This window comes from Pigmentiphaga kullae (assembly GCF_004216695.1).
Classification (GTDB): Bacteria; Pseudomonadota; Gammaproteobacteria; order Burkholderiales; family Burkholderiaceae_B; genus Pigmentiphaga; species Pigmentiphaga kullae.
In genome coordinates this window covers 524,325-537,404 of the sequence record NZ_SGXC01000001.1, presented here as the reverse complement: position 1 = coordinate 537,404, position 13,080 = coordinate 524,325, and the positions used below count along the sequence as shown (strand labels likewise).

The 13,080-nt window shown below is 68.4% G+C and carries 12 protein-coding genes; 6 read left to right on the top strand and 6 right to left on the bottom strand.

Annotated elements, in window-relative coordinates:
* Positions 1 to 135: 135 nt before the first annotated feature.
* The 3 genes from EV675_RS02640 to EV675_RS02630 all read left to right on the top strand — a co-directional run bounded on the left by EV675_RS02640 (position 136) and on the right by EV675_RS02630 (position 2,750).
* A complete protein-coding gene (locus tag EV675_RS02640) occupies positions 136 to 912 on the top strand; it encodes an enoyl-CoA hydratase/isomerase family protein (RefSeq protein WP_130355866.1) in 777 nt (258 codons plus the stop codon).
* Between the two features lie 82 nt (positions 913 to 994).
* Positions 995 to 1,957, top strand: a complete 963-nt coding sequence (locus tag EV675_RS02635) for a LysR family transcriptional regulator (protein ID WP_130355865.1) — start codon at positions 995 to 997, stop codon at positions 1,955 to 1,957.
* A gap of 16 nt (positions 1,958 to 1,973) precedes the next feature.
* On the top strand, positions 1,974 to 2,750 hold the full coding sequence (locus EV675_RS02630; protein WP_130355864.1) for an SAM-dependent methyltransferase: 777 nt from the start codon (positions 1,974 to 1,976) through the stop codon (positions 2,748 to 2,750).
* On the opposite strand, the gene EV675_RS02625 is transcribed toward EV675_RS02630, so the two are convergent.
* The 3 genes from EV675_RS02625 to EV675_RS02615 all read right to left on the bottom strand — a co-directional run bounded on the left by EV675_RS02625 (position 2,735) and on the right by EV675_RS02615 (position 6,372).
* Positions 2,735 to 3,922 carry a Gfo/Idh/MocA family oxidoreductase gene (locus EV675_RS02625; RefSeq protein WP_130355863.1) on the bottom strand — a complete coding sequence of 396 codons (1,188 nt, stop codon included), beginning with the start codon at positions 3,920 to 3,922 and terminating at the stop codon, positions 2,735 to 2,737. The genes EV675_RS02630 and EV675_RS02625 overlap by 16 nt on opposite strands.
* Positions 3,923 to 4,032: 110 nt before the next feature.
* The gene (locus EV675_RS02620; protein WP_130355862.1) at positions 4,033 to 5,346 is read right to left on the bottom strand and encodes a Rieske 2Fe-2S domain-containing protein; all 1,314 of its coding nucleotides are present in this window, start codon (positions 5,344 to 5,346) and stop codon (positions 4,033 to 4,035) included.
* A 12-nt stretch (positions 5,347 to 5,358) separates the two neighbouring features.
* Entirely contained in the window at positions 5,359 to 6,372 is a 1,014-nt protein-coding gene (locus EV675_RS02615; RefSeq protein WP_130355861.1) for a Bug family tripartite tricarboxylate transporter substrate binding protein, read from the bottom strand.
* Positions 6,373 to 6,525: 153 nt separating this feature from the next.
* Here EV675_RS02615 and EV675_RS02610 point away from each other — a divergent pair, with 153 nt between their 5' ends.
* The gene (locus EV675_RS02610) at positions 6,526 to 7,125 is read left to right on the top strand and encodes a MarR family winged helix-turn-helix transcriptional regulator (protein ID WP_130355860.1); all 600 of its coding nucleotides are present in this window, start codon (positions 6,526 to 6,528) and stop codon (positions 7,123 to 7,125) included.
* On the top strand, positions 7,115 to 8,584 hold the full coding sequence (locus EV675_RS02605; protein ID WP_130355859.1) for a cryptochrome/photolyase family protein: 1,470 nt from the start codon (positions 7,115 to 7,117) through the stop codon (positions 8,582 to 8,584). The genes EV675_RS02610 and EV675_RS02605 overlap by 11 nt, the downstream gene beginning before the upstream one ends.
* 25 nt (positions 8,585 to 8,609) lie before the next feature.
* Here the strand turns inward: EV675_RS02605 and EV675_RS02600 are convergent, their stop codons facing one another.
* Both EV675_RS02600 and EV675_RS02595 read right to left on the bottom strand, forming a co-directional pair.
* Positions 8,610 to 10,070 carry a UbiD family decarboxylase gene (locus EV675_RS02600; protein WP_130355858.1) on the bottom strand — a complete coding sequence of 487 codons (1,461 nt, stop codon included), beginning with the start codon at positions 10,068 to 10,070 and terminating at the stop codon, positions 8,610 to 8,612.
* Positions 10,071 to 10,080: 10 nt separating this feature from the next.
* Positions 10,081 to 11,070 carry a Bug family tripartite tricarboxylate transporter substrate binding protein gene (locus tag EV675_RS02595; RefSeq protein ID WP_130355857.1) on the bottom strand — a complete coding sequence of 330 codons (990 nt, stop codon included), beginning with the start codon at positions 11,068 to 11,070 and terminating at the stop codon, positions 10,081 to 10,083.
* A 104-nt stretch (positions 11,071 to 11,174) separates the two neighbouring features.
* Here EV675_RS02595 and EV675_RS02590 point away from each other — a divergent pair, with 104 nt between their 5' ends.
* Complete coding sequence (locus EV675_RS02590) at positions 11,175 to 12,119, top strand: LysR family transcriptional regulator (RefSeq protein ID WP_130355856.1); 945 nt, start codon at positions 11,175 to 11,177, stop codon at positions 12,117 to 12,119.
* Here EV675_RS02590 and EV675_RS02585 read toward each other — a convergent pair.
* On the bottom strand, positions 12,116 to 13,066 hold the full coding sequence (locus EV675_RS02585) for a LysR family transcriptional regulator (RefSeq protein ID WP_130355855.1): 951 nt from the start codon (positions 13,064 to 13,066) through the stop codon (positions 12,116 to 12,118). The two genes, EV675_RS02590 and EV675_RS02585, sit on opposite strands and share 4 nt — an antisense overlap.
* Positions 13,067 to 13,080 lie beyond the last annotated feature (14 nt).

Genomic DNA, 13,080 nt, shown 5'->3' with positions numbered 1-13,080 from the left:
GCCGCATTATCGGGCGCGGCGCCCGCGCGCGCTATGGCGCCGGGCGCATAGCAGCCTTGACCGGACCCGCCTTTGCGCGGGTTGCGCGCGCGCCTAGACTCGCTGCGTATCCTGCCCACGACTACGATCTTTTCCATGAACGAATTCAAGCAATTGCAGCTGCGGGTGGATGGCCACATCGCCCTGGTGACCCTGGACAGCCCGCCGGTCAACGCCCTGACCCGCGTGCTGAACGACGAACTGACCGCGGCGCTGGACTGGATATCCGAGACGCCCGAGGTCCGGGTGGTGGTGCTGACGGGGGCGGGCAAGGTGTTCTGCGCCGGCGCCGACCTGAAAGGGCGGGCCGACGTGATCAAGGGGCCGGGCGACCTGCCCGCGCACCTGCGCCGCACCCGCGAGTGTTTCCACGCCATCCGCGAATGCGCCAAGCCCGTGGTGGCGGCGATCAACGGCCCGGCGCTGGGATCCGGGCTGGCGATGGTGGCCTCGGCCGACGTGCTGATCGCCTCCGAGCGCGCCTCGCTGGGCCTGCCGGAAGTTGACGTGGGCTTATTGGGAGGGTGCCGCCACGCGATGCGCCTGTTTCCCCATTCGCTGCTGCGGCGCATGATGCTGACCGGCTACCGGGTGCCGGCGGCCGAACTCTACCGGCTCGGCATCGTCGAGGCCTGCACGGCCCCGGAGGACCTGCTGCCCGCCGCGATGGAGATGGCCGGCGTCATCGCCGCCAAGAGCCCCGTCTCCACGCGCATGGGCAAGCATACGCTGAACACCATCGAGGACATGAGCCTGCGCGACGGCTATCGCTACGAACAGGACATGACCGCGATCATCGCCACCACCGAGGATGCCGCCGAGGCGCAGGCCGCGTTCCGCGAGAAGCGGGCGCCGGTGTTCAAGGGGCGGTAGGAGCCTGGTGCGGGGCGCGGCGTCCCGCGATGCGCGGGCGGGTATAAACTCGTCTTCTTTTCCTGGACGAGCGCCGCTTGCGATGCAGCATCCGAAAGCCACCAGCATCCAACTGGACGTCACCGCCAGCCTGCAGAAATGGCGGGCTTTTCTCGCGATAGGCGAACTGGGCAGCCTGACGCGCGCGGCGCTGTTCCTGAACAGCAACCAGTCCCTGCTCAGCCGGCAGTTGAACGCGCTCGAACGCGAGTGCGGCACGCGGCTGTTCGTGCGCACCGGCCGGGGCGTGGAGCTGTCGGACGTGGGGCAGCGCATCTTCCCCCAGGTGCGCGCGCTGCTGGCCGATGCCGAGCAGCTGGAAAACGAGATCCGCGAACAGGCGCGCGATGCCAGCGGCCGCGTCACGCTGGGCACCCTGCCGTCCATCGGCCACCATCTGGTGGGCCAGCTCTTCACCGAGGTGCGGGCCCGCTATCCCGGCGTCAATCTGAAGGTGCTGGAAGGTTCCAGCGGCCAGGTCGAGGAATGGCTGGCCGATGCGCGCGTGGATATCGGCATCCTGTACCGCTACGGCGGCACGCTGCCCGAGCACGAGCAGTGCCTGGCCACCGTGGACAGCTACCTGATCGGGCCGGCGGGCGACCGCCTGACCGCCCAGGAGGAAGTTCCCTTCCGCAGCCTGCACGAGTTGCCCTTCATCCTGCCCAGCGCGCCCAACGGTCTGCGCACGGCGCTCGATTCCATGGCGCGCCAGGAGCACATCACGCTGGCCCCGGTGATCGAGGCCGATTCGCTGCCGCTCCAGGCCTCGCTGGTCGCGCGCGAAAGGCTGTACACGGTGCTGCCGCTGCATGCGGTGTGGACCGAGGTCGGCAAGGGCGAGGTGCAGGCCGCCCGCATCGTCGATCCGCCGTTCCAGCGCACCGTCGCGCTGGTCTTCGCCAAGACCAAGGGGCCGGCCAAGGCCGTCTCGGCCATCGCGGGCCTGATCGGCGAGATCGTGGACAGGATGGCGCGCGACGGCATGTGGCGCACCGATCGCTAGGCCCAGGAGAAACTCGATGCCATCCAGACCCGGCAAGCTCTATCTCGTCAGCCTGGGCACGGGGGATCCCGAGCACCTGACCCTGCGGGCCGACCGCATCATGCGCGAGTCCGACCTGGTGCTGGGGCAGGCCGACGCGCCCGCCCGCTATCCCGCGCAACTGGCCGGCAAGCGGTTCATGGAAGCCGGCCACGGCCTGTTCACGCCCATGGCGCGGCGGCGTGCCTTGCGCGAAGAGGTCGAGGCCGAAGAGTCGCCGCGCCGCCAGGCCATCCGCGATTGCGTCGCGGCGGGCGGCACCGTGGCGGTCCTGACGCAGGGCGATCCGACGCTGTACGGTCCGCATATCGGCTACCTGGATGCGTTCCGCGACCTCGCGCCCGAAGTCGTTCCGGGCGTCTCCAGCTTCGCCGCGGCCAACGCGGCGCTGGGCTGCGCGGTGACGGGCGGCAGCGCCAGCCAGTCGGTGATCCTGAGCCTGGGCAAGAACGCCAACGAAGGCTATGGCGGCAGCGACCGCCTGTCGGTGCTGGCGCAAAGCCGCAGCGCGCTGGTGTTGTTCACGATGCGGACCGACCTGGCGCGGGTGGTGGACGAGTTGAAGGCGGGCTATCCGGGCGACACGCCAGTGGCCGTCGTCTGCCATGCCGGACGCGAGGCGCGGCAGCAGGTGCTGCGCGCCACGCTCGAGACGCTGGTGGAGGTGGCTGGCCGGCATGAACTGCCGTTCGAGCATCTGGTCTACGTCGGCGATTTCCTGGAGCGCCCCGCGGGCGACTACCAGGACGGCTGATGCGCCAGCGGGATGTCCTGGCCGTCCTTGGACGATTGCAGCATCGCCAGGCAGATCTCCAGCGTGGCCCGGGCCCAGCGGCCGTCGTGCCGGGGTGGCTGCCCCTGCCGCACGGCGGCCACCAGTTCGTCGATCACTTCATGGCGCGGTACGGCCGGGCGCTCCAGCGGCACCCATCGTTTCTCGTCGTCGGCATGGATGGCGATGCCGTCGGGCAGCGGCCGCAGGTCGGCATGGTCGCAGGACACGATGATGGGGCCGAAGTGCTGGTAGGCGCGGGCTTCGTCGTCGTCGGCCGGCGGCTTGTAGGCCGATCCGCCATAGGTGCCGGCGGCCTTGGCGCGGGCCTCTTCCTCCGGCGAAGCCACGGCGGCCAGCTTGCGCCGCGCGGCGCCGTAGTCGTCCGGGGACTTGCGGTTGCCCATCTCGCCTATCCAGCCCGTCCATTCGTCGGAGTCGAAGTGCGCGTAGCCGTTATAGGACAGCGAGGCGTAGGCGCCCGATTCGAACCACAGCATGGCCGAGTAGGCGCCTTCGGTGACGCGGCGCGGGTCCCAGTTGCCGACGGCGGCGCGCAGCCGCGTGGGCGGCGAGCCGGCCAGCAGCCGCACGATGTCCACCTGGTGCGCGGCCTGGCTGAAGATGGCGCCGCCGCCCTCTGCGGTCACCAGTTCCTCCGGCCGGCGCGGACGGTACAGGTAGTCGGTGTAGTTCAGCGCATGGATCATGCGCACTTTGCCGAACTCGCCGCTGGCGATCAGTTCGCGGGTCTTCAGGTAGGGCGTGTCGAAGCTGTGGCAGTGGCCCACGATCAGGTGCACGCCGGCGCGCTCGCAAGCCGCGATCATGCGGTCGCATTCGTCCATCGCCAGCGCCATGGGCTTCTCCACCAGCACGTGCTTGCCATGCGCCGCGGCGATCTCGGCGTGACGGGCGTGGAACTGATGGGGACTGGCGACGTAGATCGCGTCCAGCGACGGATCGGCCGCCAGCGCTTCGATGTCGCCGTGCACCGGCGCGCCGAAGTCGCGCGCGAACTGCCCGCGCGCGGCCTCCCGAGGGTCGCAAGCCGCCGCCAGCACGATGCGCGCATCGCCCAGGAAGGTCGGCAGCATCAGCGAAAAGGCGCGTCCCAGCCCAGCTACGCCCAGCCGCAATGGAGCAATCGACATCAGACTTCCTCCGAAAATCCATGACCCGACCCGGGGCACCGCGGATCCGGCTCCGCCGGTCCGCCAGTGCCGCCCCCTGGGGGGGGCGCGCGTAAGCGCGTAGGGGGGGGCTATACCTCGTAGTTGGAGTCGAGTCGCTGGGTGGCGGGCACGTCGTCCCACACATGCGACACCTTGTACTGGCGCCAGTCGACCGACTTGGGCACGATGGCCTGGAACGAACAGATCTCCCTGGGAATGGCGTTCTCGCCCAGGGCGATGGGCGCTTCTCCGGCCGCGAACTCGTCCAGTGCCGTCAGCATCCGGCGGCGGAATTCGACGATGGCCAGGTCGCTGGTGCCCAGCCGTTCCTCGGACCGGTCGGCCAGGGCGCCCATGGTCACCCACATGGCGATGTCCTGGTTGGGAAAGCCGGTGATGCCGGTAAAGTTGCCCGCCTTCATCGCCTGGCGGTCCTGCCAGAAGCGGTTGTCGTGGTTGCGGTGCGGCCGGTAGCGGTCGTCCACGTCGGGGCCGATCTGCGCGCGCAGGAACTTGCGCCAGGTCTCGGTATCGGGCGTCTTGGCCGGATGGCCCCAGGCCAGGAAGTAGAACGCCGTGTTCGTGTCGTCCATGGGCACGTTCACGTTGGCGACGTTGTACAGGTTGTTGGGTGGGACCAGCACCGTGAAGGGCGCGACGAACACGGTCGAGCGCACGTAGTCCTGCGTGTCGGCATCGAAGATCGGACGGCGGATCGCGGCGTAGCGGAAACCGTAAGGCGTGCGCTCGACCTGCAGGCGCGGCGCCTTGTCGGTGGATGGACGCAGCCAGTTCTTGTCGGTGGCTTCGGCGCCGCTGACCTTGGCCGGCACGAAGTCCGACGAGTGCAGGCTGGAGCTGTGGGCCGAATCGATCGCGCCTTCCAGGACCTGCGCCCAGTTGCAGGGCAGGATGACCTTGGCGATGCTGACCTTGGCGTCCCGGGTCGGCGCCCAGGGCGGGGGAACGAACTCGGGCGCGTCTTCCTCCTTGCCCAGGAAGACCCAGACCATGCCGCCCCACTCGCGCGTGGGGTAGGCCCTGGTGCGCACCTTCGAGGCCATGGGACTGGTCTCGGGCTCGGACGCCATGTCCAGCACCTGCCCGGTCACGTCCATCTTCCAGCCGTGGTACAGGCAGCGCAGCCCGCCTTCCTCGTTGCGGCCGTAGACCAGCGATACGCGCCGGTGCGGGCATTTCTCGTCCAGCGCGCCGATGCGGCCCTGGGTGTCGCGGAACACGACCAGGTCCAGCCCCAGCAGCCGGGCGTGCACCGGGGCGCCGTCCGGCTCGGCCACTTCCTCGACCAGGCACAGCGGCAGCCAGTGGCGGCGCATCAGCGTGCCCATCGGGGCGTCGCCCTCCACGCGGCACAGCCGCTCGTTCTTTTCACGCGACAACATGCTGTTTCTCCTTCAATTTTCCGGCTTGATGCCCGCGGCCTTGATCGGGCCGGCATAGCGGCGGGCTTCTTCATCGATGGCTTGCGCATACTCGGACGGCGTTCCGCCCACGGGTTCGATGCCCAGCCCCTGCAATTGCTTGATGACCTCGGGTTGCTTGACCACCTTGGCGATCTCGGCGCTGAGCTTGTTCACGATGGCCTGGGGCGTACCGGTGGGCGCCAGCACCCCCACGGTGACGGCGAAATTGAAATCGGGAACGATCTCGGAGATGGCCGGTACGTTGGGGGCCAGGCTGGAGCGCTTGAGCGAGTTCGTGGCCAGGATCTTGGCCTGTCCCTTCTGCGCGAAACCCGACAGCGAGGGCAGCGCGGCCACCACCAGGTCCACCTGCTTGCCCACCAGCGCGGGCACGGCCTGGCCCGAACCCCGGAACGGGACATGGTCCAGCCGCAGGTTCAGCGCGCTTTTCAGGGCTTCCATCGTCAGGTGGTGGCTGCTGCCCACGCCCGACGAACCATAGGTGATGCCGGTGGGGCTTTTCTTGGCCAGCTCGACGAATTCCTGCAGCGTGCCGGCCGGGAAATCGGGGCGGGCGGCGATGAACAGCGGCGAGGTCGCCACCAGCGAGACCGGCATGAAATCGCGCTTGGGCTCGTAGGCGAGATCCTTGTACAGCGACGGGTTGATCGACATCATCGAGCCGTCGGTGACCAGGAAGGTATAGCCGTCGTGCGGGCTGCCCATCAGCGTCTGCGCGGCCACCACGCCGTTGGCGCCGGGCTTGTTCTCGACCACGAAGGACTTGCCCAGATGCTCGGTCAGGCGCTGGCCGATGATGCGGGCCACCGTGTCGGGCAGACCGCCGGTGGCGTAGGGTACGACGAAGCGGACGGGGCGCGAGGGGTAGTCGGCCGCGTCGTCGGCGCTGGCCAGCGCCGGCGCACAGCCCAGCAGCGCGGCCAGGCCCACGCGGGTGGCCGCCGTGGCGGCATGTCGGACGAAGCGGTGTACGGAATGGGTCATGGAGGTCTCCTTGGGTGGATGTCCCGGTCATCCGGGTACACTGGTTTTATTAGAGCTATAAGAATAATATTAAAGCTCTAAGTATTTTTCAAGCCCCCGTTCCAGCACTACCGGACGGGTATCATTTGCCCGAGCACAGCCCCCCGGAAGACCATGAGTTCCGCCGAAGACACCCGCAAGATCCTGGAGCACTGGCAAAGCGCGGCGCCCAACGACCGCCTGGCCCACCTGGTCAAGGACGCCACGCGTGCCTTCGTCCGCGCCTTGCAGATGAGGCTGAACGAGCATCACGTCTCGTTCGGGCACTGGGCCTTCCTGCGCATCCTGTGGGTGCAGGACGGCCTGACCCAGCGCGAGCTGAGCGACGAGGCGGGGGTGATGGAGCCCACCACCTACAGCGCGCTCAAGGCCATGGAGGCCCTGGGCTACGTCGAGCGCAAGCACCTGCCCGGCAACAAGAAGAACATGTACGTGTATCTGACGGACCGGGGCCGCGAGCTCGAGCGCAAGCTGATCCCGCTGGCCGAAGACGTCAACCGCATCGGCATCCGCGGGCTGACGGCCGACGAGATAGGCGTGGCGCGCAAGGTGCTGCTGGGCATCATCGCCAACCTGGCCGAGGACGAGGAGAAGGCCGAGGAGCGCAGCCTGCGCATTCCGTCCACCCGGGAGTTGTCGCGCCGCGTGTCCGAACGCGTCGAGCGCCAGCACGCCCGCGCCCCCCGCAAGCGGGTCGCCGCCCATGACGAGTGAGGCGGCCGGGGCCGCCCTGGTGTGGTTCCGGCGCGACCTGCGCAGCTTCGATCACGCCGCGCTGCACCAGGCCCTGATACGCCACGGGAAGGTGTATTGCGCCTTCGTCTTCGACACCGACATCCTCGATACCCTGCCTGATCGCGCCGACCGCCGCGTGGAATTCATCCACGCCAGCGTGCTGGAACTGGACCAGGCGCTGGACCGCATGGCGCGCCAAGCCGGGGCCGCGGGCAGCGGCCTGATCGTCCGGCACGGCGGCGCGCCGGCGTGCATCGTCCGCCTGGCGCGGGAACTGGGCGTGCGGGAGGTCCTGGCCAACCGCGACTACGAGCCCGACGCCATCGCGCGCGACCGGCGGGTGGCGCGCGAACTGGCGGACTGCGGCATTGCCTTCAGCGACTGCAAGGACCAGGTGGTGCTGGACAGGGATGAACTGCTGACGCAGCAGGGCCAGCCCTACAGTGTGTTCACGCCCTACAAGCGCGCGTGGCTGCAGCGGGCCGACGACTTCCAGCTCGAGTCCTATCCGGTCGAGCGCCACGCCGCGCGCCTGGCGCCCAAGCCCCCGGGCGAACGTCCCCCCACGCTGGAGGCGCTGGGCTTCCTGCCCACCAACCTTTCCGCGCTGGCGCTGCCCACCGGTATGGGGGGCGGCCGCGAACTGCTGCGGGATTTCGAGCGGCGCATCACGCGCTATCACGAGGCGCGGGACTATCCCGCGCGCAAAGGCGTCTCGTACCTGTCCACGCATCTGCGCTTTGGCACCGTGTCCATCCGCCAGTTGGCCGCGCTGGCGCGCCGCCATGGCGGCGAGGGGGCGCAGACGTGGCTGTCGGAACTGGTCTGGCGCGAGTTCTACCAGATGATCCTGTGGCACCACCCGCACGTGGTGCAGGGCTGCTTCAAGCCGGCCTTCGACCGCCTGTCCTGGGACGATGCGCCCGAACTCTGGCAGGCCTGGTGCGAGGCCCGCACGGGCTATCCGCTGGTGGATGCCGCGATGCGCCAGTTGCACCAGACCGGGTACATGCACAACCGCCTGCGGATGGTGGCGGCCTCGTTCCTGACCAAGGACCTGGGCATAGACTGGCGCCGGGGCGAGCGGCACTTCGCCCGGCACCTGAACGATTATGACCTGGCGGCCAACAACGGCGGCTGGCAGTGGGCGGCGTCCACGGGCTGCGACGCGCAGCCGTGGTTCCGCATCTTCAATCCGGTCACCCAGTCACGGAAGTTCGATCCCGACGGGAGCTTCATCCGGCGCTATGTGCCCGAACTGGCGCGCGTGCCGGATCGCTTCATCCATTTTCCCGCCGGGATGCGGCCCGTGGATGCCGAGGCGTGCGGCCTGCGGCTGGGGCGGGACTACCCGTTGCCCGTGGTGGACCACGCCCGGGCGCGTACCCGTACGCTGATGCGCTTCGAGGCGCTGAAGGAGATGCCGGACGGTTCGTGAAGCCACCGAGCGTCCGGCATTCGTCTTACTTCAGCTTTGCCAGCAGATCGGCGAACTTCGCTTCGACCTTCTGCCTCAGTTCGGGCGTGGCGCAAGCCACCGGCGGGAAGTCCTTCAGCATCTCGAAGGGACGGCAGGCATCGATGACCGCGCGCGAGTTGGTGGCGGTGCCGCGAGGAATGCGCGGATCCAGCGGGCCGCTCCAGGCCTTGCGGATGAACTCGATGTCCTCCACCGGGTCGCAGCGGGTGCACATCGCCCAGACGACGTCGAACAGGTTCGTGGGATCGACGTCTTCGTCCACGACCACGACGAAGCGCCCGAGGTAGGATCCGGACTGGCAGTTCGCCGCCAGCATCGCGGCCTGCCGGGCGTGTCCCGCGTACGCCTGCTTGATCGAAATGATGTTGAACAGGCGTGCCGCGCCGGCCTCGTGGCACCAGACGCCCTTGACCCCGCTCAGTCCCGCGCGTTCGACCTCGTCCCAGATCATGCCCGCCTTCATCACGCACTTGGAGAACGAGAAGTCGGACGGCGGCCGCAGCGGCGTGGCCATGGTCAGGATGGGATCGTTGCGGTAATAGACGCGCTGGATGCGCACCACCGGCTGGTTGCTCTTGCCGCCCGCATAGTAGCCCGTGAACTCGCCGAACGGTCCCTCGGGCAACGTGTCGTCCGGGTACATTTCGCCTTCCAGCACGATTTCGCTGTGGGCCGGCATGGGCAGCTTGTGTACTTCGCTCAGCACCACGTCGAAGGGCAGGCCGCGATGGCCGCCGGAGTAGTCGTACTCCGACAGGCCGAAGCGCAGTTCGTTGCCGCCGGCCAGGAACAGCATGGGGTCGTGGCCGCAGGAAATCAGCACCGGGCAGGGCTTGCCCTGCTTGAAATACTTGTCGCGGATCTGCCGCCCCTGTTTGCCGGGCGAGGTCCACAGGCCGACCTGGTTGCGGCTGTGGGCCATCGACCGGTAGGTGCCGATGTTGATCCAGTCCAGCTCGGGATCTCGCATGATGACCAGGTCGTCGGTGCCGATGTAGCGGCCGCCGTCCAGCTCGTGCAGGAAGGGGATGGGAAACTTGAAGATGTCGACGTCGTCGTCGCGGTCGATGTTCTCCAGGACCGGGCCGGTTTCCACGATGCGCGGCGGAATGGGTTCGTGGCGCTGCATGCGGTCGCGATAGGACCGTACCACGTCCATCGGCCCCCGGGGAACGGGGAAGCCCAGCGTCAGGGCCAGGCGCGCCGACGAGTTCGATGCGCCCGACAGCAGCCGGAAGCCGGCCGGATAGCCGGGAATGTTGTCGAACAGGATGGCCGGGGCCTCGCCGCGCTGGGTGCCGTGGATGATCTCCGCCAGGGTGCCGACCTCCAGGTTCCAGTCGGCGCCCGATACGCGCAGCAGTTCGCCGGCCTTGTCGACGCGTTCAAGCAGTTCCCGCAGGTCCTGGTGGGGGCGGTCGTAGTCGTTCCATGTCTTCTGCATTCTTGCTTTCCTAGTCTGCCGTGATGTTTGCCGCGCGTACGACGGGGGGCCAGCGCTTGAGCTCCAGGGCCAGCGTGTCGGCCATGCGGGCGGGCGTGCCGCCGGCCGGTTCGATGCCCACCTTGGCCAGGCTGGCCACCACGTCCTTGTTCTTCAATGCCTCGTTCGCTTCCGCGTTCAGCTTGCGTACCACGGCGTCGGGCGTGCCGGCGGGCGCCAGCAGGCCGTACCAGACGTCGACCTGCACCTGGTCATAGCCTTCCTCGCGGAAGGTCGGCACCTGGGGCATCGACGGCGCGCGTTCGGCGCTCATGACGGCCAGGACCCGGAGCTTGCCCCCCTGGACCAGGGGCTGGATGGTGTGCAGCGGCACGATCATGGCCGAGACGTGCCCGCCCGCGAGATCGTTGACGGCGCCGCCCGCCGACTTAAACGGGACGTGGAACAGGTCGATGTGTGCTTCCTGCTTGAACAGCTCCATGGCCAGGTGCTGCGGGGTGCCGTTGCCGGGCGAGCCGTAGTTGATCGTGCCGGGCGCGGCCTTGGCCCTGGCGACGAACTGCTTGAGCGTCTCGGCGGGAAACGAAGGAGGCACGGCCAGCGCCAGCGTGCCGGTGCCCAGCAGCGCGATCGGAGCGAAGTCCTTGACCGGGTCGTAGGGCAGCGTGCGATTGACGGCGGCGTTGGTGGCGAAGGTCGTCGCGGCCATCAGCAGCGTCGAGCCGTCTGGCCGCGAGCGGGCGACGTGGTCGGCGCCGATGTTGCCGCTGGCGCCGGGGCGGTTGTCGACCACCGCGGCGGTGCCGGATTTCGCCGCCCATTGCTGGCTGACGGTGCGGGCCAGGATGTCGGGCCCGGTGCCGGGCGAGGAGGCGACCACGATCGTGATCGTGTTCTGCGCGGCGATGGCCGCGACGGGCAGGGCTGCCGCCGTCCAGGCCGCCAGGGCCGCAAGCGGTGCCGCCCACCGGCGGCGCAACGACCGTATCCCAGTCTCCATGGCGCTTGTCTCCTCTTATCGTGCACTTTTCTGGAGGGAGCATTACAGCGCCAGACGATTTATTATTCCAGAGAGTTATTCTCATTCATTGATGAGGTTGACCAATGAGTTTCCACGCCTCGCTGGGGAATCTGTCCCTGAAGCAATTGCGGGCCTTCGTTTGCGTGGCCGAATCGCGCAGCTTCACCTCGGCCGCCACCCTGCTCAACCTGTCCCAGTCCGCGGTCAGCCTGCTGGTGCGCGAGCTTGAATCGGAGCTGGGGCTCAAGCTGCTCGACCGGACCACGAGGTCGGTACGCATGACCGAAGCGGGAGCCGAATTGCACCCCGTCGCCGCCCGCGTCCTGCAGGACCTGGGCGCGGCCATCGCCGGCTCCCGCGAATTGGCCGACCGGCGCCGGGGGCGCGTGCGCTTTGCCTGCTCGCCGCTGCAATCCTCGCTGTTGGTGCCGCGCCTGATCGGTACGTTCAAGGCGCGGTATCCGCACATCACCATCGTCCTGCGCGATACGCCGGGCGGTGAGATCATCGATCTGGTCGCCAGCGGCGAGGTCGATCTCGCGCTGGGGGTGCTTCCGGCCGATACGCCTTTCGTTGCCGCCGAACCCCTGCTGACCGACGACCTGCTGTTGATCCATCCCCGCAGCTACGGCTGGGGGCCCAGGCGCCGCCCGACCTGGAAGGACATCGCCGCCCATCCCTTCATCGCGCTGGGGGAACACAACTCCACCCGCTACCTGGTCGACTACCACGCCGCGCAGGTCGGCGTGCGGCTGACGCCCGCGTGCGAGGTCGCGTTCGTCTGGACCGCCATCGGCATGGTGGATGCCGGGCTGGGGCTGTCACTGATTCCCGGCCATGCGCGGCCCATCGTCCAGAAGTTCGCCGACGTGGCGATGCAGCCGTTCGAGCCGCAGCGGATCAAGCGTCCGATCGCGCTGATGCGGCACAGGCAGCGGACCCTGTCGCCGGCGGCGGAAGCCTTCGCGGATTTCCTGCGCGAGAACTTTCCGCGCCACGACCGCAGGACGCCGGCTGCGCGGCCCTAGCCCCAGTCCTTGCCCGCGGTGCGGTAGATCCGGTCGCGGCGTTCCTCGATCACTTCGAGCAGGGTGCGGGTGAATGCCTCCAGCACGGCGGGCTGCTCGCGGCCGCGCTTGATGATCAGATGGAAGTCCAGCGTCAGGACGGGGGCGGTCAGCAGCGCGGTCGACACCTGGAATTCCGTGCCTATCGGGGCGGCGAATGTCGGAATGATGGTCGGCCCCACGCCGGCCGCCGCCATGCCGATCAGGGATTCGAGCCGGTTCATGCGGATGCCGTCGGTGCGCGCCATGCCGCGGGCGGCGCGGCACTTGTTGATCTGCTGCTGCAGGTCCTGAGTCGGGGGGAGTTCGACGAAAGGCACCGCCGGCAATTCGTCCCAGCGTATCCGCTTGGCGTTCCTGCCTTTCGCCCTGGAGCGGAAGGGCGCCGCGCGGGATTCCAGGTACACGAAATCGAATTCGAACAGCGGCCGGCGCGAGACCTCCAGGACCCGCTTGGGGAAGACGCCCAGCCCGCAATCGAGCTCGCCGTTCTGCACCTGGCGCTCGACCTCGGGTTTGGGCAGGTCCAGGATGTGGAGATCGAGCGTGGGCTGGGTCTTGCGCAGGCGCATGTAGACGTGAGGCATGACGCTGGCCGAGAAGATGGGCGGCACGCCCACGCGCAGCGTGCGGCGGCGCGTCTCGGAAAGCTGGCTGAGGACGGGCGCGATGGTCTCCACCTCGTCCACGACTTGTTGTGCGACCGGCAACAGCCGTTGTCCCGCCGCCGTCAGCCGGACCGATCGCGTCGTGCGTTCGAACAGGCGGCACGAGAGCTGGCCTTCGACATCCTGCATCATCAGGCTGAGCCCCGGCTGGCTGATGTGCAGCTGCTCGGCGGCGCGCGTGAAGCTGCGTGTCTGCACGATGCACAGGAACGCCTTGAAGTGCCGGATGCTCAGATTCATAAGGTCAGAAAATC